Source organism: Leucobacter sp. NPDC077196 (assembly GCF_040687075.1).
In the GTDB taxonomy this organism is placed as follows: Bacteria; Actinomycetota; Actinomycetes; order Actinomycetales; family Microbacteriaceae; genus Leucobacter.
The window spans coordinates 57,268-79,654 of record NZ_JBFBML010000009.1 but is presented as its reverse complement, the minus strand read 5'-3'; the positions used below and the strand labels follow the sequence as shown (position 1 = coordinate 79,654).

Below are 22,387 nucleotides of genomic sequence, written 5' to 3'. Positions count from 1 at the left end.
CCGACTCCCAAATACGCGACTCGGCAACAATCGTAGCTACCAGTAGAGATCATCGGCAGGTACTCCGCGTGGCAGGAGGTGTATTCGATCGACGAGTCCTTCATCGGGATGCACGGCACGGTCTCCGAGCTCACCGCGATTGGGCACGAGATCCGCGCCGAGGTACTGCGCTGCACCGGGATCCCCGTCCGTGTCGGCATCGCCCCGTCAAAGACACAAGCGAAGCTCGCCTCGCGGGGCGCGAAGGCCGACCTCTCACTGGGCGGTGTGTGCCATTTGGGGGCGTACTCCCCCGACTGGTTGGAACGTATTCTCGCGGGCACGAAAACGACCGACCTCTGGGGCATTGCCGGCCGCACCGGGAAGCGCCTCGCTGCGATGAGCATCTTCACCGCGAAAGATCTCCGCAATGCTGACGCGAAGTGGATCAGGAAGAAGTTCTCCGTCGTGATGGAGCGCACCGTGCTCGAGCTGCGGGGCATCCCGTGCATCCCGCTCGAGGAGCAGCCACCCCATAAGGATCAGTTGATCTTCTCCCGTTCGTTCTCGCGGGCTGTGTCGACGCGCGAGGGGATGCAGCAGGTGTTCTCGATATACGCGCAGCGCGCGAGCACGCGTCTCCGAGAGAAAGGCCTGGTAGCTGGCATCGTGTCCGCGTGGGCGTCGACGAGCCGATTCCGGGAAAGAGAGTTCCACACCGCGCACGTCGCAGTTGGGATGTCGACCGAGACAGATGGCCCGATCGGGATATCGAAGGCAGCGTTCGCGGTGCTCCCGAAGATTCGGCCCGGCTCTGAGTACGTGCGAGCGGGGGTCGTGCTCACGGGGTTGCAGACCAAGACGAACGTCACTCCCCTGGCTTTGTTCGAGTCAGAGTATGAGGGTCGACGGATCGGGGAAACGCTCGATGCGATCACTCAGAAGCTCGGCCCGCGCGCGATTGGGATCGGCCGTGGCGGGCTCCAGGGCGCTCCGGTATGGACGATGAAACGAGAGATGCTGTCCAGGCGTGCCACAACGCATTGGGATGAGATGTGTGAGGCGAAAGCATGAAGATTAGATCGAGTGATGATTTCGGGCAGGACCGTTCCCGGTTTGACGCGGCGGCAGCCGATGAGACCCTCGCGGAACTCGAAGCACAGTATGCGGCGGGCGAGCTCGAACGGCATGCGTATTTCCTCAAGAAGCGCGCGTTGGTGCGTCAGTTCATGAAGGCAACGACGAACCCCTCGCGCCGGCTTGGCAGCGAGGGGTTCTGACGTCTCTGACGGCTAGAGTGCGGGTCTGCCCCGGCGGAGGTGCTCTGCACGCGGCTGGAGGCGTTCTCCGCTGTTGTAGGCAAGTTCGATGCGGTGGATTTCAGCTTCGAGCGCCTGCGACACGAATTGATGGAAGGTGGACACATCTTCGTGATACGAGGCTTCCTTATACGCAGCCCGCGCTCGGCCTTTCAGCTCTTCGCTCACTTTTACACCGAGCTGTACCTTTTGTCAGATTCTGTTTCAGGTCACGTGGGACTAAGAGCAGCTTTGGGTACGGCCTCCTTCATCGGAGTTGAGGGGAGCTCTGAGGCGCCTGTCTTCGGTGTCGAGAACGTAATCGATTCCGCAGAGCCTGGGGCCTTCTGCGGAGGTCGCCCTTGCCAGCAAGAATCGGCCCGCGCCCCTGGACCGTATTCCCTGAACGTTTCCCGCTGGTCGCTACCCTCCGATTCCCATTTTTTTGAGCACAGGAGTCGGAGTGGCTGTCAAATTCATCGAATGAATCGGGCTCAAGATAAGTGTCGCGACGCTACTGTTCAGGCCCCGCTTAACCAGAGCAATACGCTCATGGCCGATGCATACATGAGTCGCATGCTAACCGGTTCCCCATGCGACCCGCTTCGTTCGCAGGCGGATACACACAACGGTAAGGCGCTCTTCAGGCGACTTCCGCAGTACCACCGCGCTCAGTACTTCGCAGCCATGCAAGCACGTCCGCCTCGACGTATAAAACTTTTCGGGGACTCGGCTTCAAGTACTTTGGCCCTGAAGCCTTGAAACGCAGCCCTGCCCAGTAACTGACTGTCGTGCCCGGAACGAGCTCCGTAAGCGATTGTGGAGTTAGCAACCGTTCGCCCACCATATCCCCCTTCAGCATTATGTACATGAAAAGTGTACATGTAGTTTTTGTTCCGATACACTTTTCGAATGAAACCGAAGGGCGTGGATGATCTCGACTTTGATCTACCATCCACGGCCGAAGGTGCCGGTGGGTCCGAAGCTGAAGGTGACGTTGCGATTCTGGCGGAAAACGTAGAGCGAGGCGAAGAGTTTGTGAAGTCCGCGTTCCCGATATCGCTTCTCGGAACAGAAGTGCTACGCGGGCTGGAAGACACGAGTCGAAACCCCCAAAGGTCGGAGAGAGCCACACAAGTGAGCTTTATGCATGTTCGCGTAGGTCGATGGACTTCTGCTCTTTTCCAAAGCGAGAATGCTGGCATCATCATTTCCGCGATGATGCGTGACGAAGAAATTGAAGCTCCACTGCCCGACCTGTCGTTCCTTCTAGCAGCAGGCAAGCACAACCAACAAGCCTTGCACTCCGCTGCAGTGCTCGAGGTTTAACCATGGGCAGCATCTCTGCCTATCGGACAGCAAAGGGCGAGAAACGGTATCGCATCATCTACCGGCGCCCCGATCATAAGCAAACCAGTGAACGGGGGTTCAAGCGGAAGCGAGACGCCGAGCTGCGACTCGCTGAAGTCGAGATCACAAAGGCCCGCGGTGAATACGTAACAGCCACCGAGGGCAGAGTCACTGTGCGCGAACTCGGTGCTGTCTGGCTTGCTTCTAAAGAAGGCGTCTTGAAGCCCTCTAGCTTTTCTTCCCTACAAGCTTCTTGGAAGAACTACGTCGAACCAAAGTGGGGCAATCGCGCGATCGCCGACATCCGTCATTCTGAGGTGCAATCCTGGGTGTCTAACATCGGCATGAGTTCCACGGTCGTCGCAAGAGCATATGGAATCCTCGCAGGCATTCTCGATTCGGCTGAGAGAGATCGACGCGTCGCGAACAACGTGTCCCGCGGCATCTCTCTCCCTCGAAAGTCACTTCAGAAAACGCGGCGATATCTAACGCATCGAGAGCTCTGGAAAGTGGCTTCAGCGGCAGGACAACACCAAGTGCTCGTGCTCACACTTGGCTATTGCGGCTTACGGTGGGGTGAGCTCATCGGACTCCAAGTATCAAGTATTGACTTCAACAAGAGCCGCATCAATGTCGCGAGGAATGTAGTCGAGGTAGACGGGAAATTTCACGAAGGCACGCCCAAGTCTCACGAGACTCGCGCGGTACCCGTTCCCGCGGAAGTGCTCGAGCGCCTCAGGGTTCGATCCACGACTAGACAACCAACAGACCTCGTTTTCGATAATGGGTACGGGGGCTACATGAAGCGGGTGCGAGCAAGTACAGGTTCGAAATCGTGGTGGAAGAGCGCGTTAGACGACGCAGGAGTGGATCGAATGGTGCTCCACGACCTTCGTCATACGGCAGCTTCGCTTGCGGTGAGCGCCGGAGCGAATGTGAAAGCGGTGCAGCGGATGCTCGGTCACGCGTCTGCAGCAATGACCCTCGACGTCTATTCCGACCTTTTCGAGGACGACCTCGAAGCGCTTACCAAGCGCCTCGATCAGGCCATTGCCACCCAGGGTGTTGTCAATTTGTTGCCAGAACCTCGGACGCAGAAAGCGAGAACCCCCGAACTCCGTTGATTTCTCAACGATATTCAGGGGTTCTCGGTGTTGTTCAATTGGCGGAGACGGGGGGATTTGAACCCCCGGTCGAGTTAACCCCGACCCTTCATTAGCAGTGAAGTCCATTCGGCCGCTCTGGCACGTCTCCATACACGAACAACGTCATCCACTCTACCCGAACGAACGGGCGCGGTGGAAATCGGACGAGCACCGTGGGAACTGATCAGACTCCGCACTCAGACTCAGACTCAGTACTCAGACTCAGTACACGGTACGCCCGAGCGAGCAGACCGCCTTATCGCCCTGCACTCCGGTGACGTTGTCGGGCAGCGCCGACTCTCCGGTGCCTCCGGTCGCGGGGTCCGTCGGTTCCGCAGCGGGATCGGTGGTCGCGGGGTCCTCGACGGCCGGATCGGGAATCGGTTCGCCGGTATTCGGGTCGATCGCAGCGCCTTCTTCGGGTGCCGGGGTCTCGGTTCCCGTCTCGGGCACCGCGCCTTCCTCGCCCTCGACTGCCACGCCCTCGCCGACGCCGTTCACAGCGAACGGCTGACCGCTCTTGATCACTTCGAAGAGCGCATCACCACTGGTGTAGTCGGGGGTGAGACGCCCTGACTGGTAAGGGTGGTCGAACGACGGGTACTGCACGAAGTTGATGTTCTGCAGGTCGATGTCTTTGACGGTGTTGGCGACTTCCTGCATGAACTGCACGCTCGCCATGTTCTTCGACATGGTCATGTTCTCGACGGCTGCCTTGGCGAGGCCGTAGACCTTCATCGGGTCGGAGAGCGTGTCGGCGCTCTTCAGCTTCTGCACCAGGGCCGACATGAAGACCTGCTGGTTGCTGATGCGACTCGTGTCGCCGCCATTGCCCACGCCGTGGCGGGTGCGCAAGAACTGCAGCGCGTCGAGGCCGACGAGCGTGTTCTCGCCCGCGGGTAGATCGAGATCGGTGTGCTCATCCACGATCGGCTGGGCGAGGCAGACCTCGACGCCGCCGATAGCGTTCGAGACGCCGATCACGCCGTCGAACGTGATCAGTGCCGCGTTCGGAATCTCCATGCCCGTGAGCTCCGAGACGGTTTCGGCAACGCAGGGCAGCCCACCATTCGCCAGCGTGGAGTTGAGCTGCTGCTCGCTCATCGCCGAATAGTACTCGGGCTCACCGTTCGGCCCCGGGCAGCTGGGGATCGGGAGCATGAGGTCGCGCGGAAAGCTGACGACCGTGGCGTTCTTGTGATCTGCCGAAACGTGCAGCATCATCGTGACGTCGTTGAGCTCGCCCTCCTCGCCGTCGTCGATCTCCTGGCCCGCGCGTGAATCCGAGCCGACCAGCAGCACGGTGAGCGCCCCGTCGATCGTTTGATCACCCACGCCGACGGCGCTCGATTCATTGCCCAGCTCCACGGTGTCGATGTCTTGCACCAGACCCCAGACGGCATACGAGACGGTGGCGACGCCGCTCAGCACCACCACGATTGCGGTGGTGAGCAGTACGCGAAGCACGTTGCCCCATGCGCTCGAACGACGGAGCTTGCCATGGCGCACGAACGAGCCGCGTTCAAGTGCTCCAGCAGGTTTCTGTGTCATTCAGCTTCCCAGAATCGTGCGGGCAGCACTGATCGCGCCCGACATAACGATTCAATGTACATGCTGGCACTGGGTGTGTCCTTGGAGACTCAGCTGAAAACGCCGAAGCGCGTAGCACCGGAGGCATCGAGGGATCCCCCAATGCCTCCGGTGGCGGGTCGCGCCGCGGACTACGCGCGACGCTTGCGCGTCAGCGACACTAGCAGTGCGCTCCCGACGATCACCGCGAGGGCCGCGGCTCCCACCAGGGCCGCGTCATCGGGCGCTCCCGTCACTGCGAGCAACGGCTGCTGCTGCGTAACGGGCATCGGCGCTGCGGGTGCGACCCGATGCGTCATCGACGGGACCGGCACTGGCTGCATCGGCGGCTGAACGAGCATCGGCTCGACCGGCTCGACCGGCGGTGCAGGCGGTGCAGGCGGCTCCGGCGGGTTGACCGGTTCCGGAGGCGTCACCGGCGTCGTCGGCTCGCACCGCTCGAGAAGTACGGAGCCCGAGGCGACGATCGTGTCACCCCTGAGCAGTTCCACCGTGTAGGTTCCCGTTCCGCTGAGCGGCAGATCGTAACTCCCATTGCCGCCCACCGGCACGGTCGCGGTTCCACCTGATCCTCCGCTGATTCGCAAGACGTATGCGCCCTCGTCAGCTTGCGCTGCGCGTGCTGCGTCGTCCTCTGGCTCGACGAGCCCGCTGACGATCACGGTGATCGACCCCGGCAGCTCCGCGTCGACCGCGACGCACGCGAGATCGGGCACCTCGATCACGGGCTTATCTTCTCCGCGAGGGTCGGGGCATCGAGCGACGACGAAGCTCGCCGAGCTGGCGATTGCCTCGCCGTTACCGATAGTGACGGAGTAGCTGCCGACTCCACTGACCGGAATGGCGTACGTACCATTCCCAACCACCTCGATCGAGCTGCTCTCACTGCCACCCGAGACGGTCAGCGTCCAGCTTCCGGCCTCGGTGAGTCCGGAGACCGTGACGGCGACGGTCTCGGGAAGCGGAGCGTCGATGGCGATACAGGCGATGGGGTCGATCGACAGCACGGGCGAACCGGGTTCGGGGTCGGGATCGGGATCGACCGGCTTGCAGCCGTTCCCCCAGATCGCTTGGCCTGCTGCATCCCAGTTCTGGCCGCCGTACGACTTCTCAGAGCCGTGCTGGTTGTATGTGAAGGGCGGGATGATGTCGCGGCCACCTTGGTGACCGATGTGGCCGCTGGCCGTGCCGTTCGCGTTCACCGTTTGGGAGACGTAGGGGTTCTTCTCCGAGCCGGTTGCGTGGCACAGCGTGACCTTGTTGTGCGGATTCTCGCTGCCCTTCCCCGTCTTGGCCTTCGCGTCTTCCGCTAGAGCGGACTCGGGCGCCGCCGCGGGTGCGGCAGGCTCGACGAGCGGCTCGGCCGCCGGCTCGGCGGGAGGATCAGCCGCGGCTGCGACCTCGGCTTCAGGTGTCACGGGCGCCACCGGTGGTTCGGCCACGGGTTCGACCACGGGTTCGACCACTGGCTCGGGCACGGGTTCAACCACTGGCTCGGCCACGGGTTCGACCACCGGCTCGGGCACGGGAACGGCCAGCGTCTCGGGGGCAACCGGCACGGCGGCGGGTTGCGCAATCACGGGTTCGGGCTCGGGCTCGGTCACCGTAGCCGCATCCGCGGCGGAAACCTCTGTGCCGTCGACCGCAGAGATCGGCTCTGCCGCGACAGCGGCGCCGATACCGGGTCCGAGCGTCAGCGCCACCGCGCCGACGAGTGCAATCAGCCAGCGGCTGCGCCGCAGTCGAGGGGCGGCACCTGCGCCGTCGCCCTGAATCGAAGTATGCATGATTCGTCTCGCTTCTCAGGTGCGCTCGGCACGTGAGAAACCCCCTGGCCGCACGACTTCGGTCAACCTGTTCGCAGGTTATGCGCGCGTTGCGTAGAGCGAATCGGGGAGAATTACGTATTTCGCGGTGGCGGCATCGATGAGCGGTTGCGGGCGACCCAATCGCGCAGCTCGTCGCGATTATCGACTCCGATTTTGCCGAAGGCATGCGAGAGATGGGTCTCCACCGTGCGCGATGAGATGGTGAGCCGCTCGGCGATGAATCGACTGGAGTACCCGAGCGCTGCGAGCAGCACGATCTCTCGTTCTCGCGCAGTGAGGCCCGGGGCGGGCGGCACCGGCAACCAGATTCCGAGGTCGGCGAGCAGCCGGATCTCTGGCTCCGCGTTCTCCTCGAGGCTCTGCGACATCTGCACCAGATGCGCGACGAGCGCGCTGCCGAGCGGGCCGTCGACCTGTTGCGCGAGCTCTCGCGCAACCGCGAGCTCGTCGACCCCGACTGCGCCCGTCTCGAACGCGTGCACGTGCCGCGCGAGCAATTCGATGTAGGGCAGCTGCTCGCGTGCCGCCCAATCCGCGAGATCGGCGGCGTCTGCGGTTGCTCTCGGCTCACGCAACCACTGCCGCGCGCGGAGCGCGAGCATGCGCCGGTGCCCGCTCACCGCCATCGCCACGCCGCGTTCCGGCGACCCGGAAGCGCCGAGGGCGCGCACGGCCGCATCCCGCTCCCCCAGCACAGCCAGTGCCAGTGCGAGTGCGGCGTGCACGAGTGGCGCGAGCGTATACGGGTCGCCAGAGCCGAGGCGATCCGCCAACCGCTCTCCACTGGCCACCGCCTCCATCCACCGCCCCTCTTGCAGCGCGAGCAGCACGGCGCCGACCTCCAGCAACCCCGAGTAGTGCGCCTCCGCATGCGCGTCGGCCGAGGCTTCCGCGGCGAGCCCCTCGTACACTCTCCGCGCGCTCTCACGGCTGCCGCTCACCCAATAGCCCAGCAGTGTGCAGAATCCTTGAATGTCGACGAGATCGCTCCGCGAACGCGGCCCCAGACGGCTCAGCGCCCGCGCGTGCTCGGCACTCAGCACTGCATCCTCGAACGCACCGCGCTGCTCGAGAATCAGGGCGGCCATAGCTCGGCCAGACGACCGAGCCCACTCGATGCCGAGGTCCGCGGATACCTCGAGCGGTGGGCACGCCTGGGCCGCGTCTCGCAGCCGGCCGGTGTAGGCGAGCACATGCACCCTGGTGCTGCCGAGCATCGCTCTGGCCGCTGCGTGGCTCGTGCGCGCTTCGAGCGCGTCGAGGTCGCGCAGCACCGTGTCGATATCGCCGCCGTCTCGCACCCGCTCCCGGTACAGGGTGGTGGCGAGACCGACCTCCAGCGTCGGAGTCATCTCGCCGCGGCGCTGATCGTCGGCGAGCAGTGCGGCGATGCGCTCGAGCGAGTCGCGCCGCGCAGGCTCCTCCCCGAGGAGTCGTGCAATGCGCACGGCTCGAAGCGCGGCGCTCCCGGCCTGCATCCCGTCGGCATCGGCGTGCCCGGCGATGACGCGCGCGAGACGCAGCATCAGCCTCGGGTCGCCGCCCTGGGCCATCGCCTCGAAGGCGCGCCACACCCACGGAAACGGCACGTTCCGACCGGCAGCCGTGCCGAACACCACGAGGCGGATGAGCCGCTCGGTATCGAGTGCCGGGTCGCCGCCTCCGCGATCCTCATCGAGCAACGCGAAGATGCGGTCGTCGAGTTCGATGCGGCGCACCGGAGACATCCCCGCGCGCAACGACGCGGCGAGCAGGGGGTGGCCCAGCGTGAGCGACTGCGCTCCCGATCGTGCCTGTGACACCACGAGGCCGCGTTCGAAGAGCGCGGTGAGTACCCCGGCGTCGATGCTCCGCAGCAAGGCGGTCTCGAGGATGGGCTCCGCCTGCGCGATGAACTCGAGCGCTCGCCACTCGGCCTCCGTGCACGAGTCGGCGAGCAAGCGGGCGTACTCCCCCGTCACGACCCCATCGCGTCGCGCCGCCCAGACTGTGCCCCGTCGGCGCCGCAGCTCTCCCGCTCGATCGGCGGCGAGCGCGAGCACGGCGAGCGCATATCCGTTGCCGCCCGACACCGTGTGCCATCGGCGGAGCGTGTCTGGATCGATGCGCTCCACGCCGAGCATGGTGGCGAGGAAGGCGGCGCTCTCATCGATATCGAGCGGACCGACAGTGAGCCGGTGCACCTGCGGCCCGCTTCCCACACGCTCGATCGCACTTGAGAGCTGGCGCGCAGTCGCGATGATGCGCACGGTGCGGGCGCGCGCGAGCTCGGTGAGGATGCTCAGGTCCTGCGGCGAGTAATCATCAATGTCTGGGGCGACCAGGATCACCGACGTCTGCGGATCCCCGCCTCCGATGGTCGCCAGCACGTGCTCGACGCGAACCCGTTGCGACACGTCCTCGTCGGAGTGCGCCGAGGAGTCGAGCGCGAACAACGAATCGAGGGCGAACACCGAGGGGATGCCGCTCGCCGGGCGCGGCGGCCGCGGCAGCACGTGAACAGTCACGGTGCCGGCGTGCTCTGCGGCGATCGTCAGCGCAGCCTGTTCGGCGAGGTATCCCTTGCCGTTTCCCGCGTCGCCGAGCAGCACCGTTACCGAGGCCTCGGGCCGGGCGATCTCGACGACGTCGTGAAGTCTGCGGCGCGGAACCGCGATGCGTTCCCCAACCGCTCCACCCTGCACCCCGCGCGCCGCCATGACGCTCCCTCCGGGCCCCGAAAGCCTCGTGGGCCTTGCCCAGAGTCTGACTGCGTGCGCCGAGTTGCGCAAGCGCCCGGCGGTAGGCTGATATGTATGCGCATCGCCACTTGGAACGTCAATTCGATCCGCACTCGTTTCGGCCGCGTGGTCGATTGGCTCGTGCGCGAAGACATCGACGTGCTGGCGATGCAGGAGATCAAGTGCCGCCCCGAGCAGTTTCCGATCGCCGCGTTCGAGCAGGCGGGGTACACGGTCGAGATCCACGGCCTCAACCAGTGGAACGGCGTGGCGATCGCAAGCCGTCACGAGATGACCGATGTCGCGCGGGAGTTCGCCGGAATGCCGGGCTTCGGCAAGCCGGTGAAAGGCCAGGAGGCCGTACAGGGCATCGGCCCGAATGGCCTGCCGCTCGAAGCGCGCGCCCTCGGCGTGACGGTCGGCGACCTCCGCCTGTGGAGCCTCTACGTTCCCAACGGCCGCTCGCTCGACGACCCCCACTTCGCGTACAAGCTGGCCTGGCTCGAGGCGCTCCGCGAAGACACCCGGGTGTGGCTCGATGAGGATCCTCAACTGCCGCTCGCCCTCATGGGCGACTGGAACATCGCGCCGCTTGAGACGGACATGGCAGATCCCTCGTTTCGGCCGGGAGCCTCCACGCACGTCTCCCCGGAAGAGCGCTCAATGTTCGCCTCGTTCGAGCCGCTCGTCACCGATGTCGTGCGGCCGATCGTGCCCGAGGGCTACACCTTCTGGGATTACCAGGCCGGCAAGTTCTCGAAGAACCAGGGCATGCGCATCGACTTCATCATGGGATCGCCCGCCTTCGCCGACGCCGTGACCGGTGCGTCGATCGAACGCGACGAGCGCAAGGGCGATGCTCCCAGCGACCACGTTCCGGTCGTCTGCGACATCGACGTCGACCTGCTCGGCGGCACCTTCGATGACGACTACGACCGCCCGATGGTGTTCTGAGCCCGCAGCGCTCGAAAACGCGCGGCTCTCGATACCGTCCGCGCTCCCGACGTAGACTGGCGGGTATGGCTGAAACCTTGCGTGTTGCATCCGTCAACGTCAACGGCATCCGGGCCGCATTCCGGAAGGGCATGGGCGAGTGGCTCGATGCCCGCGGTGTCGACGTACTCGCGCTGCAGGAGGTGCGGGCCGACGACGCCCATCTGACCGAGCTGCTCGGTGATGAGTGGCACTTCATTCACGACCCGTGCCAGATCAAGGGGCGCGCCGGTGTTGCGATCGCGAGCCGCGTGCCGGCGATCGCCCACCGGGTCGGCCTCGGCGCACTCGACGCGCAGGAGCAGGTCCAATCATCTGGCCGCTGGCTCGAGGCCGACTTCGATCTCGGCGGAATCCCGCTCACCGTCGTCAGCAATTACACCCACTCGGGCGAGGTGGAGACCCCGCGCCAGGAAGCGAAGTGGGCCTTCCTCAACGCGATGAGCCAGCGCATGAGTGAACTCGCGGCCGAGCGCGAACTCGTCGCGATCGTGGGCGATTTCAATGTCGGGCACCGCGAGCTCGACATCAAGAACTGGAAGGGCAACGTGAAGCGGGCCGGTTTCCTGCCCCGTGAGCGCGCCTACTTCGACCGCTTCTTCGGCGCCGCGGGCGAGACCATCGTGGGTGTCGACGGCACTGAGGGCCCGGGCTACGGCTGGGTCGACGTGGGGCGCCGGTTCCACGGCGAGGTCGACGGCCCGTACACCTGGTGGTCGAACCGCGGGCAGGCGTTCGACAACGACACGGGCTGGCGCATCGATTACCAGGTCGTCACGCCAGCGCTCGCGGAGCGCGTCGAGTCGTACACGGTCGACCGCGCTGCCTCGTACGACGCCCGATGGTCGGATCACGCCGCCGTCGTCGTCGACTACCGCATGTAACACGCAGCGCGCTCGGCCGAGCGCGATCCAGCCGCCACCGCGGCTTCCCCTCACGAACCACGCTTCGCAGCATCTCCCGCAAGGAACTCCCATGAGTGCACACTCCAAACCCGTCCTCTTCTCAGGCATGCAGCCCTCGAGCGATTCGCTGCAGCTCGGCAACTACATCGGTGCGCTGAGCCAGTGGACCCAGATGCAGGAGGACTTCGACGCGTTCTTCTGCGTCGTCAACCTGCATGCCATCACGGTTCCTCAGGACCCTGCGGAGCTGATCGCTCGCACCCGACGCACCGCCGCCCAGTACATCGCCGCCGGCATCGACCCCGAGAAGTCGACGCTGTTCGTGCAGTCGCAGGTACCGGCGCACGCCGAGCTCGCCTGGGTGCTGAACACGGTCACCGGTTTCGGCGAGGCCAGCCGCATGACGCAGTTCAAGGACAAGTCGCAGAAGAACGGCGCCGACGCTGCTTCGGTCGGCCTCTTCACGTACCCGGTGCTGATGGCCGCCGACATTCTGCTCTATCAGGCCGCAAGCGTGCCTGTCGGTGAGGATCAGCGCCAGCACGTCGAGCTCACGCGCGACCTGGCGAATCGCTTCAACTCGCGCTTCGGCGACACGTTCATCGTGCCCGAGGCGCAGATCTCGAAGGGCACTGCCAAGATCTACGATCTGCAGGAGCCCACCGCCAAGATGTCGAAGTCGGCGGAGTCGGAGGCCGGTCTCGTCAAGGTGCTCGACCCGGCCAACGTCACCAAGAAGAAGATCATGCGTGCGGTGACCGACGACGATGGCGAGATCCGCTTCGATCGCGACGCAAAGCCCGGCGTCGCCAACCTGTTGACGATCTACTCAGTGCTCAGCGGTCGCACGATCGCATCGATCGAGCAGGAGTACTCGGGCCACGGCTACGGCGACCTCAAGAAGGGACTCGTCGAGGTCGTGGAAGAGAGCCTGGCGCCCGTGCGCACGCGCACCGAAGAGCTGCTGGCGGATCCGGCTGAGCTCGACCGACTGCTCGGTCGCGCCGCGGAGCGCGCCAATGAGGTGGCGAATCGCACGCTCGACCTCGTGTACGAACGCATCGGGCTCATTCGCTAGCCGCGCCGCAGTCCGGTCTTTAGACTGAGTCCATGACTGCCCCCGTGGTGCCGAAGAGCGCCGATGAGCCCGCTGCACGCCGGCGCTCCCGCGTGCTCGAGGTGCTTCGTAGAACGCCGTTCACCGCGTCGTTCATCGTGGCTCTCCTGGCCGTCGGAGTCGCCACGGGAACCCTCTGGCGCCCGGCCTCCGAGCAGAGCTGGTACCCGCAGGTCGCCACCGGCATCCCGTCGTTCGCCGACGGCCGGTGGTGGACCCTGCTGACCTCGCCGTTCTTCGTCGATCATCCGCTCGTCTACCTCACCCTGCTCCCCCTCGTCGTCGGCGGACTCGGGTGGGCGGAGTGGCGATTCGGAGCGCTGCACACCGCTGCGCTCGCTCTCGGCGGCCACATCGTCGGGGTGCTCGGCGCGGCCGGGATCCTGCTGCTCGTGTCGACGACGGGCTGGCACTGGGCCGTGCGACTCACCGAGTCGGTCGATGTCGGCCCGTCGTGCGCCGCCTTCACCGCGCTCGTATTCGCCATCGCCACCCTTCCCGCCCCCTGGCGCCTGCGCGCGCGCATCGCGATCGGGCTCTGGGTGGGCATCTCAGTGCTCTACCTCGGCGAGCTCTACGATCTCGAGCACGCCGTCGCGATGACGGCCGGCCTCCTGGTGAGTGGCTGGCTTCCCGCCTTCCGGCACCCCGCGGGCCGCCCCACCCAGCGCGAGTGGCGGCTCATCGGGCTCTCCGGGCTGATCGCCGTCGGGGTGATCCAGGTCTTCGATCTCATCGTCCCCTTCAACGGGCCACTGGGCGAGAATCACCCGACGGCGTCGCTGATCGACGTCGCGATCGACGTCATCGTCATCGCGCTCGTCGCGAACGGCATCCGCAAGGGGTACCGTATCGCGTGGATCGGCGCCCTCATTCTCGGCGGGTTCAACCTGCTGACCGCGGCCCTCGGGTTCGCTCTGCTCCCCGCACTCGTCGAGACGGGAACGCTTGACTCGCCGCGTCAGGTGTTCGCGCTGCTGCTCGCTCCGACGCTGCTCTGGGCGGCGATCCTCGTCTTCCTGATCATCGGTCGAGGCGCATTCCGCGTCAGGTTGCGCCAGTCGCGCCGCGTGTTGCCTGCCGAGGCGCTGTCGCGCGACGAGCTCACTCACCGGCTCGAGCGTTTCGGCGGAGGCACGATCTCCTGGATGTCGACGTGGGAGGCGAATCAGCGGATCGCAAGCGGCGCCGGCGCGATCGCGTACCAGTCGCACGCCGAGGTCGCGATCATGCTCGGCGATCCAATTGTGCCGGAGGGCGGCCACGCCGACGCCCTGGAGCAGTTCGCGCATGCCACTCAGCAGGCCGGCCTCATACCGTGCGCGTTCTCGGCCGGCGGAGTCTCGGCCGCGGCGAAGCCCGATGGGTGGCGTTCGGTCATCGTCGCTGAGGACACGATCGTCGATCTGCCCGGGCTCGCGTTCACGGGCAAGGCGTGGGGCGCCGTGCGCACCGCCATCAACCGCGCGGGCCGCGAGGACATCTCCTTCCGCATGGTGCGTCTCGCCGAAGAGCCGTGGAACGTACTGGCGCAGGTGCGTGCGATCTCTGAGCAGTGGACGGGCGACAAGGGCCTGCCCGAGATGCGCTTCACGCTGGGCACGGTCGACGAGGCGCTGGATCCTGCCGTCCGCGTCGGCCTGGCCGTCGACGCCGGGGGCAACCTGCACGGGATCACCTCGTGGCTCCCGGTCTACGGGCCCGCCGCGGCGCGCGACGACGGCTCAGGCGAGACCGAGCCGCGCATCGTCGGCTGGACGTTGGACCTCATGCGCCGTCGCGACGGTGGTTTCGGCCCGGTGATGGAGTTTCTCATCGCCTCTTCAGCACAGCACTTCTCGGAGGCCGGCTACGAGTTCGTCTCGCTCTCGGGGGCACCGTTGGTGCGGCCTGAGGACGCGCAGGCCGGTCCTGTCGATCAGGTGCTCGACCAGCTGGGCGCGCTCATCGAACCGCTCTACGGGTTCAAGTCGCTGCACCGCTTCAAGCAGAAGTTCAACCCGCGCTCCGAGTCGCTGTATCTGCTCTATCGCGATGAGGGCGACCTGCCGCGCATCGGCATCGCACTCACGCGCGCCTATCTGCCGGACGCGTCGATGCGCGACCTCGTGTCTTCCGCGGTCGGTATGTCTGCGCACGGCGCGTCCTGACCGCCGCGCTTCCTGGCCGCCGCGCTTCCACGTCGGCAGAGCAGCCGTGCGTTGCGCCCCCGGCGAAATCAATGCACACGCATGCACGCCGGCTCGCAATGAGGACTACGATGATGATCGTGTTCCGGGGTCGGTGTGATTCCGAACCGGCGGTGAGAGTCCGCGAGCGTCGCACCTGCGATGCTGAACCGGTGAAACTCCGGTACCGACGGTGATGGACGCCTCATGCGTTCGAGTCCGGATGAGAGGAACGCGTGAGTCACGGACGTCCGTGGACCCTTGCGCACCCGGCACGTAGTGGAACGGCGGACCGGGATGCTCGAGCAGAGCCTCATCGAGGACGGCATGCGGCGCGGTCTCGCGATTGCGCGGCGCGGCCCCTCAACCACGCCGAACCCGCAGGTCGGATGCGTGCTGCTCGACCGAGACGGTCGCATTGTCGCTGAAGGGTGGCACCGAGGCGCTGGCACCCCGCACGCTGAAGTCGATGCGATCGGCCGGATTCCCGCCGAGTGGCGCGCACGGGCCGCCGAGCTCACTGCCGTCGTCACCCTCGAGCCCTGCAACCACACCGGCCGCACCGGCCCGTGTGCCGCGGCGCTGATCGCAGCCGGAGTCGGCGCGGTGGCGTACGCACTCTCCGACCCGGGCCAGGAGTCGTCGGGTGGAGCTGACACGCTGCGCGCAGCCGGCGTCGATGTGCACGGCGACGTGCTCGCTTCAGAGGCTCGCGAGTTGCTCCGCACGTGGCTCGCGAAGCAGGATCCCGCGGCCGCACCGCATGCGACGACTCGATCTTCCCCCGCCAGCGCCTCCGCGCGCCCGCGCGTCATCGTCAAGTGGGCGCAGACCCTCGACGGCCGCGCAGCCGCGAGCGACGGCTCGAGCCAGTGGATCACGGGAGCTGAGGCTCGCGCCGATGTGCATCGTCGACGCGCAGCAGCCGACGCGATCCTCATCGGCACTGGCACGCTGCTCGCCGACGACCCGGCGCTCACAGCCCGTGACAGCTCGGGCAACCTGCTCGTGCCTGCCGACGAGCAGCCGATCCCGGTCGTGCTGGGGCGTCGGGCGATTCCTGCCGGGGCACGGGTCCGGGCGCACCCGGCGCTCTCCGCGCACGGCTTGACCGAACCGCTGCAGTGCCACGGAACCGATCTCGCCGCCGACCTCGCGTGGCTCGCCGCGCGCGGCGTGCGCAGCGTCTTCGTCGAGGGCGGCCCAGCCATCGCGAGCGCGCTCATCGCGGCCGGCCTCGCCGACGAGGTGCTCGTCTTCGTCGCCCCTGCACTGCTCGGGGGATCCCGGCTCGCCATCGGCGACATCGGCATCTCGAACATCGCCGGCATCGTTCGCCTCGCCCAGGCAAGGTGGGAACCGCTCGGAGACGATGTGCTCATATCCGCCGCACTCACATCATCCCACTCCGCTCCCCCAGCTCCCGGCTCCGCCACGGAAGGATCCTGATGTTCACTGGACTCATCGAAGAAATCGGCGAGGTCGTCTCGGTCGAGCCCGTCGACGATTCACTGCGGCTCGTCGTCGCCGGGCCGCTCGTGACGAGCGACGCCGCCCACGGCGCCTCCATCGCAGTGTCGGGCGTGTGCCTCACGGTGATCGACCGCGGCCACACGGCCGACGATCGAGCGACTTTCACCGCCGACGTCATGGCCCAGTCGATCGCGATGTCCACGATTGGAGACGTCGCCCCGGGCTCCCGCGTCAACCTGGAGCGCGCAGTGCGCGTCGACACGCGCCTCGGCGGCCACATCGTGCAGGGGCACGTCGACGGCACCGCCACCCTCGTCTCCGCGACGCCCCACCCGGCATGGCGGGTACTCCGGTTCTCGCTCGACCGCGCGCTCGCTCCGCTGCTCGTCGACAAGGGATCCGTCACGCTTTCCGGTGTCTCGCTGACCGTCTCGGCGATCGCTCCCGAATCTGAGCCCGACCAGTGGTTCGAGGTCTCGCTCATTCCCGAGACGCTCACCGCGACGATCCTCGGGGACCTCGAGCCCGGTGACCGCGTCAACGTCGAAACCGACATCCTCGCCCGTCACGTCGCCCGCATGCTGCGCCTCGGAGTTTCCAGCACAGGTGTCACCGACGCATCAGCCCAACCGAACACCGAAGGACACCGCGCATGAGCACACCCGACCCCGTAGCAGCCCCGAGCACCGCAGCGCCGCGCACGCCCGGCATTTCGACGATCGAAGAGGCCATCGAGGCGATCAAGGACGGCCGGCCGGTCATCGTCGCCGACAACGAGGACCGCGAGAATGAGGGCGACATCATCATCTCGGCGGAGCTTGCGAGCGCCGAGTGGATCGCGTGGACGGTGCGTTGGTCGTCTGGCCTGCTCTGCGCGCCCATGACGAACGCCATCGCCGACGAGCTTGACCTGCCGATGATGGTGTCGCGCAACGAGGACGTGCGCGGCACCGCGTACACCGTCACCGTCGACGCCGCCCACGGCGTCACCACCGGCATCAGTGCGAGCGACCGCGCCACCACCCTGCGCGCGCTCGCGAACCCCGACGCGAAGCCCACCGACGTACGCCGACCCGGGCACGTGCTGCCGCTGCGCGCGGTCGACGGAGGCGTGCGTGCTCGCGACGGGCACACCGAGGCCGGCGTCGAGCTCATGCAGCTCGCAGGCCTGCGACCGGTCGCTGCGATCGCCGAAATCGTCGCGGACGACGGCGAGATGATGCGCCTGCCAGAGCTCATCACCCTGGGCGATCGCGAGGGCGTGCCGGTCATCACGATCGAGCAGCTCATCGCGTACCTGAACGCCCACGATCCCGAGGGTGCCCCCGCCGTGCAGCAGCAGCGCCGCGGCGTGAGCCTGCGCGCCGACACGCTGCTGCCGACCGAGCACGGCGAGTTTCGCGCGATGGCCTACCGCGACCGGCGAGCCGGCATCGACCACATCGCGCTCGTCGCGCCGCTGCCCGACGGATCGCTGCCCTCGGGTGAGACGCTCGTGCGCGTGCACTCCGAATGCATCACCGGCGAGGCGTTCGGCTCGTTGAAGTGCGAGTGCGGCCCGCAGCTCGACGCCTCCCTCGACCGCGTGCAAGAAACCGGCGGCGTGGTCGTCTACCTGCGCGGGCAGGAGGGCCGCGGCATCGGCCTGGCCAACAAGCTCCGCGCGTACCAGCTGCAGGAGCAGGGCGTCGACACGCTCGACGCGAACCTGCAGCTCGGCTTCCCCGCCGACGCGCGCGATTACACGGCAGCGGCCGAGATTCTCGCGGACCTCGGCATCGACCGCGTGCGGCTGCTCACGAACAACCCCGAGAAGGTCTCGCAGCTCGAGGCGCACGGCATCACGGTGACGGAACGGGTGCCCCTGCTCGTCGGCGTCACCGAGGAGAACCTCGCCTACCTCGCGGTCAAGCGCGACCGCATGGGCCATCAGCTGCCCGAGAACGTTCGCGACACCCAGTAGGCAGCGCGATCCGGCGTCCGATCAGCTTTCCCTCCCGGCCCGGTTCGCCCCAGCCGCACCTCACACGCACCCACCCACCCACTCGAAGGAGCACATCATGAGCGGAGCCGGAGCCCCGGATCTCAGCGTCGACGCCACCGGCCTGCGGGTCGCCATCATCGCCGGCAGCTGGCACGGCGAAATCATGGAGCACCTCGTCGCAGGCGCCCAGCATTCGATCTCGGCCGCCGGAGCCGAGCACGAGACCTTCACCGTGGCCGGCGGGTTCGAGCTGCCGCTTGCGGCGCAGATCGCACTCGCCCCGCGCGAGACGGGAGGCGGCGGGTACGACGCGGCCGTGTGCCTCGGCATCGTCATTCGCGGCGGAACCCCGCACTTCGAGTACATCAGCTCGGCGGTGACCGACGGGCTCACGCGCGTGCAGCTCGACGCGGGCAAGCCCATCGGGTTCGGCGTGCTGACCACCGACACGGAGCAGCAGGCGCTCGACCGCTCGGGCCGGCCAGGAGCCCCGGAATCGAAGGGTCGCGAAGCCGCCGAGGCCGCTCTGCACCTAGCGGTAGCGCTGCGCCGCATCGCCTCGTCGTAGCCCGCCGCGCACCCCACACATGCGAGCGGGGTCACTCTTCGTGCGTGTCGCACTCCCAACACGCACGAAGAGTGACCCCGCTCGCAGATTGGGGGAAGGCGCGACGGCGTAGGCTGAGTGGGTGAGCGGGCCAGCAGCATCAGCAGAACACATCACTTCAGACGATGCCGGATCGGCCCAGACCGCCGAGCGGAGCGCTCCTCGCGGGCCGCGCGCCTCGCTGCGGCAGCTCCTCCCCTACCTCTTCGAGCAGCGCCGCCTCCTCGTCGTCGCCCTGGTGCTCGGCCTCGTCGCAGCGGTCGCCTCGCTCGTGCAGCCGCCCCTGCTCGGGCAGATCATCACTCGCGTGCAGGAGGGCCTGCCGCTGGCCGGCCTGCTCGGCTTCCTCTCCGCGATCGTCGTGGTCGGTGCCGTGCTCAGCGGGCTGCAGCACTACGTACTGCAGCGCATGGGTGAGGGCGTGGTGCTGACGAGCCGCAAGCGGCTCATCGCCAAGATCCTCCATCTGCCGATCTCGCAGTTCGATCGCCGTCGCACCGGAGACCTCGTCTCGCGCGTCGGCAGCGACACTACCCTGCTGCGCGCCGTGCTGACGCAGGGCCTCGTCGAGGCGGCCAGCGGCATCCTCATCTTCGTCGGCGCGCTCGTCGGCATGCTCGTCATCGACCCGGCGCTGTTCGGGATCACCTTCAGCGTGATCGTCGTAGCGCTCGTGGTGGTGGTGGCGGTCTCCTCGCGCATCCGCCCCGCTGTCGCTCGCGCGCAGGAGAAGGTCGGCGACCTCGCCGCGCAGGTGGACCGGTCCATCTCGTCGATCCGCACCATCAGGGCGGCGGGGGCGGCCGAACGCGAGCAGGCCGCGACGGAGCGCGACGCGACCGAGGCGTATCTGCTCGGTATCAAGGTCGCTCGCATCTCGGCCTTCATCGTGCCCGTGTCGTTCCTCGCGCTGCAGCTCTCGTTTCTGATCGTGCTCGGGCTCGGCGGCTTCCGGGTCGCCACGGGAGCGATCACCATTGCCCAGCTCGTCACGTTCATCATCTTCCTGTTCTTGATGGTGACGCCGCTCGCCCAAGCGTTCGGGGCGATCTCGGCCGTCAACCAGGCACTCGGAGCGCTCGGCCGCATCCAGGAGATCGCGAGCCTCGAGACGGAGGCGGAGCGCGACGCCGACCGCTCACCCCTCGGCCGACTCGTGCCGCTCGACGAGGTGCGCGACGAAGCTGCGCCCGCGATCGAGCTCGACGATGTGCGCTTCACCTACCGTTCCGCCGCCCCCGAGCGCGCCGACGCGCGTGAGCTCGTGCGAGGCGGACGGGGAGCGCGCCGCGACGCCGAGGCCGCGCCGGCAGAGCTCATCGAGACCGAGGTGCTGCGCGGAGTGAGCTTCGCGGTGCCGCGAGGATCGCGCGTGGCGCTCGTGGGCCCCTCCGGCGCGGGCAAGTCGACGATCTTGGGGCTCATCGAGCGCTTCTACGATCCCGAAGCCGGCTCGGTCGCGCTGCACGGGGCCGACGTGCGCACGCTTGACCGCGGTGAGCTGCGCCGCCAGATGGGGTACGTCGAGCAAGACGCGCCGGTGCTCGCGGGCACGCTCCGCGAAAACCTGCTGCTGGCAGCCCCCGAGGCGAGCGACGCGGCCTGCGAGCGCGTGTTGCGGGCGGTCAACCTCGGCGGCCTGCTCGAGCGCGGGGGCGCGTGGAAGACGGGGGATGCGAGTGCTGCGCTCGCCACTGCGCTCGACATGCCCGTCGGCGAGAACGGCGTGATGCTCTCGGGCGGCGAGAAGCAGCGACTCGCGATCGCGCGCGCGCTGCTCACGGCTCCGCCGATACTGCTGCTCGACGAGTCGACCGCCAGCCTCGACGGCGTGAACGAGCGCCTCATGCGCGAAGCGCTCGACGCGGTGTCGACTGGGCGGACGCTCGTGGTGATCGCGCATCGGCTGTCGACCGTCGTCGACTCGGACAAGATCGTGGTGCTCGACGAGGGTCGCGTCATCGGCGAGGGCACGCACGACGAGCTGGTCGCCAGCACTCCGCTGTACCGCGAGCTCGCGCAGCATCAGCTGCTTGTGCCCGAAGACCGCTGAGCCGCGGCGTCACCGCGCGCCGCGATCGGCCTCCTGCCGCGCGCTTCCGAACAACCAGTCGAGGTTCGGCACCAGCACCCAGCGGAACGCGCGTTCGACGGGAGCGAGTGCGAGCAGCGCCGCGAGTGCGACAGCGCCCACGATGAGGATCGCGACGCCGAGTTCGCCGAAGCCGCCCACTGCGTCGATGACCCCGGTGTGGCGCAGCACCCAGATGATCGGTCCGTGCAGCAGGTAGACCGAGAGCGTGCGCGCGCCCCAATCGGTGATGACGAGGCGTCGGCGCGGCGTCACGCCGAGCACCGCGAACGTCATCGCCGCTGCGAGCGCGAGCAGCACGGCCGTCACGGCGAGGCCGCCGAGGGTCGTCTCGAGCCAGTGGTGCGGACTCCAGTCGCCGATGGGAGCATCGGCGAAGCGCCCGTCGTACCCGTCTCGCCAGGTCAGCCAACTATCGAGGCGCCACCACGACCTCAGGCCCGGAAGCACGAGAAAAACGGCCGCGATGAACGCGAGGATTCCCCATGACGCCACGCGGACCCATCGCCGGGGCAATGCGAACCACTGACCGCTGAGCCACCCGCGATCCCGCGCGAGCCAGCCCGCGATGAAGAACGGCAGAAACGTCAACGTGCGCGCTGCTGAGAACTCGGTGCCGATCACGGGTATCACTCCACCGAGAAGCGCGATCACGATAGATACGAGCAGCGGATGCCGCAATTGCGCCATATACGGCAGCATGATGCGCATCGTGACGATGGTGACGAGGTACCAGAGCGTCCACGACGGTGACACGAGGAACGTATCGGCTGGGGTCTCGTCGATGGCCGCGAACCCGATCACCGCCCAGATGCCCTCCCAGAGCACCCAGAGCACGATGAGTTGCACGGTCGCGCGAATGGTTTTCGATGACGCGTTCGCCCGCGAGAAGTAGCCGCTCAGCAGAATCAGCGCCGGCATGTGGAAGAGGAAGATATACGTGTAGATGCCGTAGGCAAGGGCCGAGTCGTGCCGCACGGTCGAGATCGCATGACCGATGACGACGAGCGCGATGAGCGCGAAGCGCGCGTTGTCCCAGAATGCGACGCGGGGCGCGCCCGCTTTTCCGGGCGCCGATACCGTCGTCGGAGTGCTCATTTGTGTAGCCTAGCGACGTCTCTCCGAGTACCCTGACCG

At 66.9% G+C, this 22,387-nt stretch carries 17 protein-coding genes, 1 tRNA gene and 1 riboswitch; of the genes, 13 read left to right on the top strand and 5 right to left on the bottom strand.

Annotated features, from left to right (window positions below):
• Positions 1–48 precede the first annotated feature (48 nt).
• The 4 genes from AB0O71_RS10475 (at position 49) to AB0O71_RS10460 (ending at position 3,751) form a co-directional block, all read left to right on the top strand.
• Positions 49–1,053 (top strand): DUF4113 domain-containing protein, encoded by a 1,005-nt coding sequence (locus AB0O71_RS10475; protein WP_342341527.1) that lies wholly within the window; start codon positions 49–51, stop codon positions 1,051–1,053.
• Entirely contained in the window at positions 1,050–1,259 is a 210-nt protein-coding gene (locus AB0O71_RS10470; RefSeq protein ID WP_010155384.1) for a hypothetical protein, read from the top strand. Before AB0O71_RS10475 ends, AB0O71_RS10470 begins: the two co-directional genes overlap by 4 nt.
• A 930-nt stretch (positions 1,260–2,189) precedes the next feature.
• On the top strand, positions 2,190–2,606 hold the full coding sequence (locus AB0O71_RS10465) for a hypothetical protein (protein WP_143025965.1): 417 nt from the start codon (positions 2,190–2,192) through the stop codon (positions 2,604–2,606).
• A gap of 2 nt (positions 2,607–2,608) precedes the next feature.
• Positions 2,609–3,751 carry a site-specific integrase gene (locus AB0O71_RS10460; protein WP_074689955.1) on the top strand — a complete coding sequence of 381 codons (1,143 nt, stop codon included), beginning with the start codon at positions 2,609–2,611 and terminating at the stop codon, positions 3,749–3,751.
• 39 nt (positions 3,752–3,790) lie between these two features.
• Here the strand turns inward: AB0O71_RS10460 and AB0O71_RS10455 are convergent.
• The 4 genes from AB0O71_RS10455 to AB0O71_RS10440 form a co-directional block, all read right to left on the bottom strand.
• Positions 3,791–3,881, bottom strand: a tRNA-Ser gene (locus AB0O71_RS10455).
• A 113-nt stretch (positions 3,882–3,994) separates the two neighbouring features.
• Positions 3,995–5,323, bottom strand: coding sequence for an LCP family protein (locus AB0O71_RS10450; RefSeq protein ID WP_363745012.1), 1,329 nt, complete (start codon positions 5,321–5,323; stop codon positions 3,995–3,997).
• 170 nt (positions 5,324–5,493) lie between these two features.
• On the bottom strand, positions 5,494–7,149 hold the full coding sequence (locus tag AB0O71_RS10445; RefSeq protein ID WP_363745010.1) for a hypothetical protein: 1,656 nt from the start codon (positions 7,147–7,149) through the stop codon (positions 5,494–5,496).
• Between the two features lie 113 nt (positions 7,150–7,262).
• Complete coding sequence (locus AB0O71_RS10440; protein ID WP_363745008.1) at positions 7,263–9,890, bottom strand: LuxR C-terminal-related transcriptional regulator; 2,628 nt, start codon at positions 9,888–9,890, stop codon at positions 7,263–7,265.
• A 96-nt stretch (positions 9,891–9,986) separates the two neighbouring features.
• On the opposite strand from AB0O71_RS10440, the gene AB0O71_RS10435 reads away from it, so the two are divergent.
• From AB0O71_RS10435 to AB0O71_RS10395, 9 genes are all read left to right on the top strand, one after another.
• Positions 9,987–10,865, top strand: a complete 879-nt coding sequence (locus AB0O71_RS10435) for an exodeoxyribonuclease III (protein WP_363745006.1) — start codon at positions 9,987–9,989, stop codon at positions 10,863–10,865.
• A gap of 65 nt (positions 10,866–10,930) precedes the next feature.
• Positions 10,931–11,788, top strand: coding sequence for an exodeoxyribonuclease III (locus AB0O71_RS10430; protein ID WP_363745004.1), 858 nt, complete (start codon positions 10,931–10,933; stop codon positions 11,786–11,788).
• Between the two features lie 91 nt (positions 11,789–11,879).
• The gene (gene trpS / locus AB0O71_RS10425; protein ID WP_363745002.1) at positions 11,880–12,887 is read left to right on the top strand and encodes a tryptophan--tRNA ligase; all 1,008 of its coding nucleotides are present in this window, start codon (positions 11,880–11,882) and stop codon (positions 12,885–12,887) included.
• 32 nt (positions 12,888–12,919) lie between these two features.
• Positions 12,920–15,076 carry a DUF2156 domain-containing protein gene (locus AB0O71_RS10420; RefSeq protein ID WP_363745000.1) on the top strand — a complete coding sequence of 719 codons (2,157 nt, stop codon included), beginning with the start codon at positions 12,920–12,922 and terminating at the stop codon, positions 15,074–15,076.
• Positions 15,077–15,192: 116 nt separating this feature from the next.
• Positions 15,193–15,333, top strand: a riboswitch (FMN riboswitch).
• 58 nt (positions 15,334–15,391) lie between these two features.
• Positions 15,392–16,543: a bifunctional diaminohydroxyphosphoribosylaminopyrimidine deaminase/5-amino-6-(5-phosphoribosylamino)uracil reductase RibD gene (gene ribD, locus AB0O71_RS10415; protein WP_363744998.1), complete on the top strand. Its 1,152-nt coding sequence runs from the start codon at positions 15,392–15,394 to the stop codon at positions 16,541–16,543.
• Entirely contained in the window at positions 16,543–17,223 is a 681-nt protein-coding gene (locus AB0O71_RS10410; RefSeq protein ID WP_363744996.1) for a riboflavin synthase, read from the top strand. Before ribD ends, AB0O71_RS10410 begins: the two co-directional genes overlap by 1 nt.
• Complete coding sequence (ribA, locus tag AB0O71_RS10405) at positions 17,220–18,530, top strand: GTP cyclohydrolase II (protein ID WP_363744994.1); 1,311 nt, start codon at positions 17,220–17,222, stop codon at positions 18,528–18,530. Before AB0O71_RS10410 ends, ribA begins: the two co-directional genes overlap by 4 nt.
• A gap of 97 nt (positions 18,531–18,627) precedes the next feature.
• Positions 18,628–19,119, top strand: coding sequence for a 6,7-dimethyl-8-ribityllumazine synthase (gene ribH, locus AB0O71_RS10400; RefSeq protein ID WP_363744992.1), 492 nt, complete (start codon positions 18,628–18,630; stop codon positions 19,117–19,119).
• 151 nt (positions 19,120–19,270) lie between these two features.
• Entirely contained in the window at positions 19,271–21,211 is a 1,941-nt protein-coding gene (locus AB0O71_RS10395) for an ABC transporter ATP-binding protein (protein ID WP_363745066.1), read from the top strand.
• Between the two features lie 9 nt (positions 21,212–21,220).
• Here AB0O71_RS10395 and AB0O71_RS10390 read toward each other — a convergent pair whose 3' ends face one another.
• Positions 21,221–22,348 carry an acyltransferase family protein gene (locus tag AB0O71_RS10390; RefSeq protein WP_363744990.1) on the bottom strand — a complete coding sequence of 376 codons (1,128 nt, stop codon included), beginning with the start codon at positions 22,346–22,348 and terminating at the stop codon, positions 21,221–21,223.
• Between the last annotated feature and the right edge of the window lie 39 nt (positions 22,349–22,387).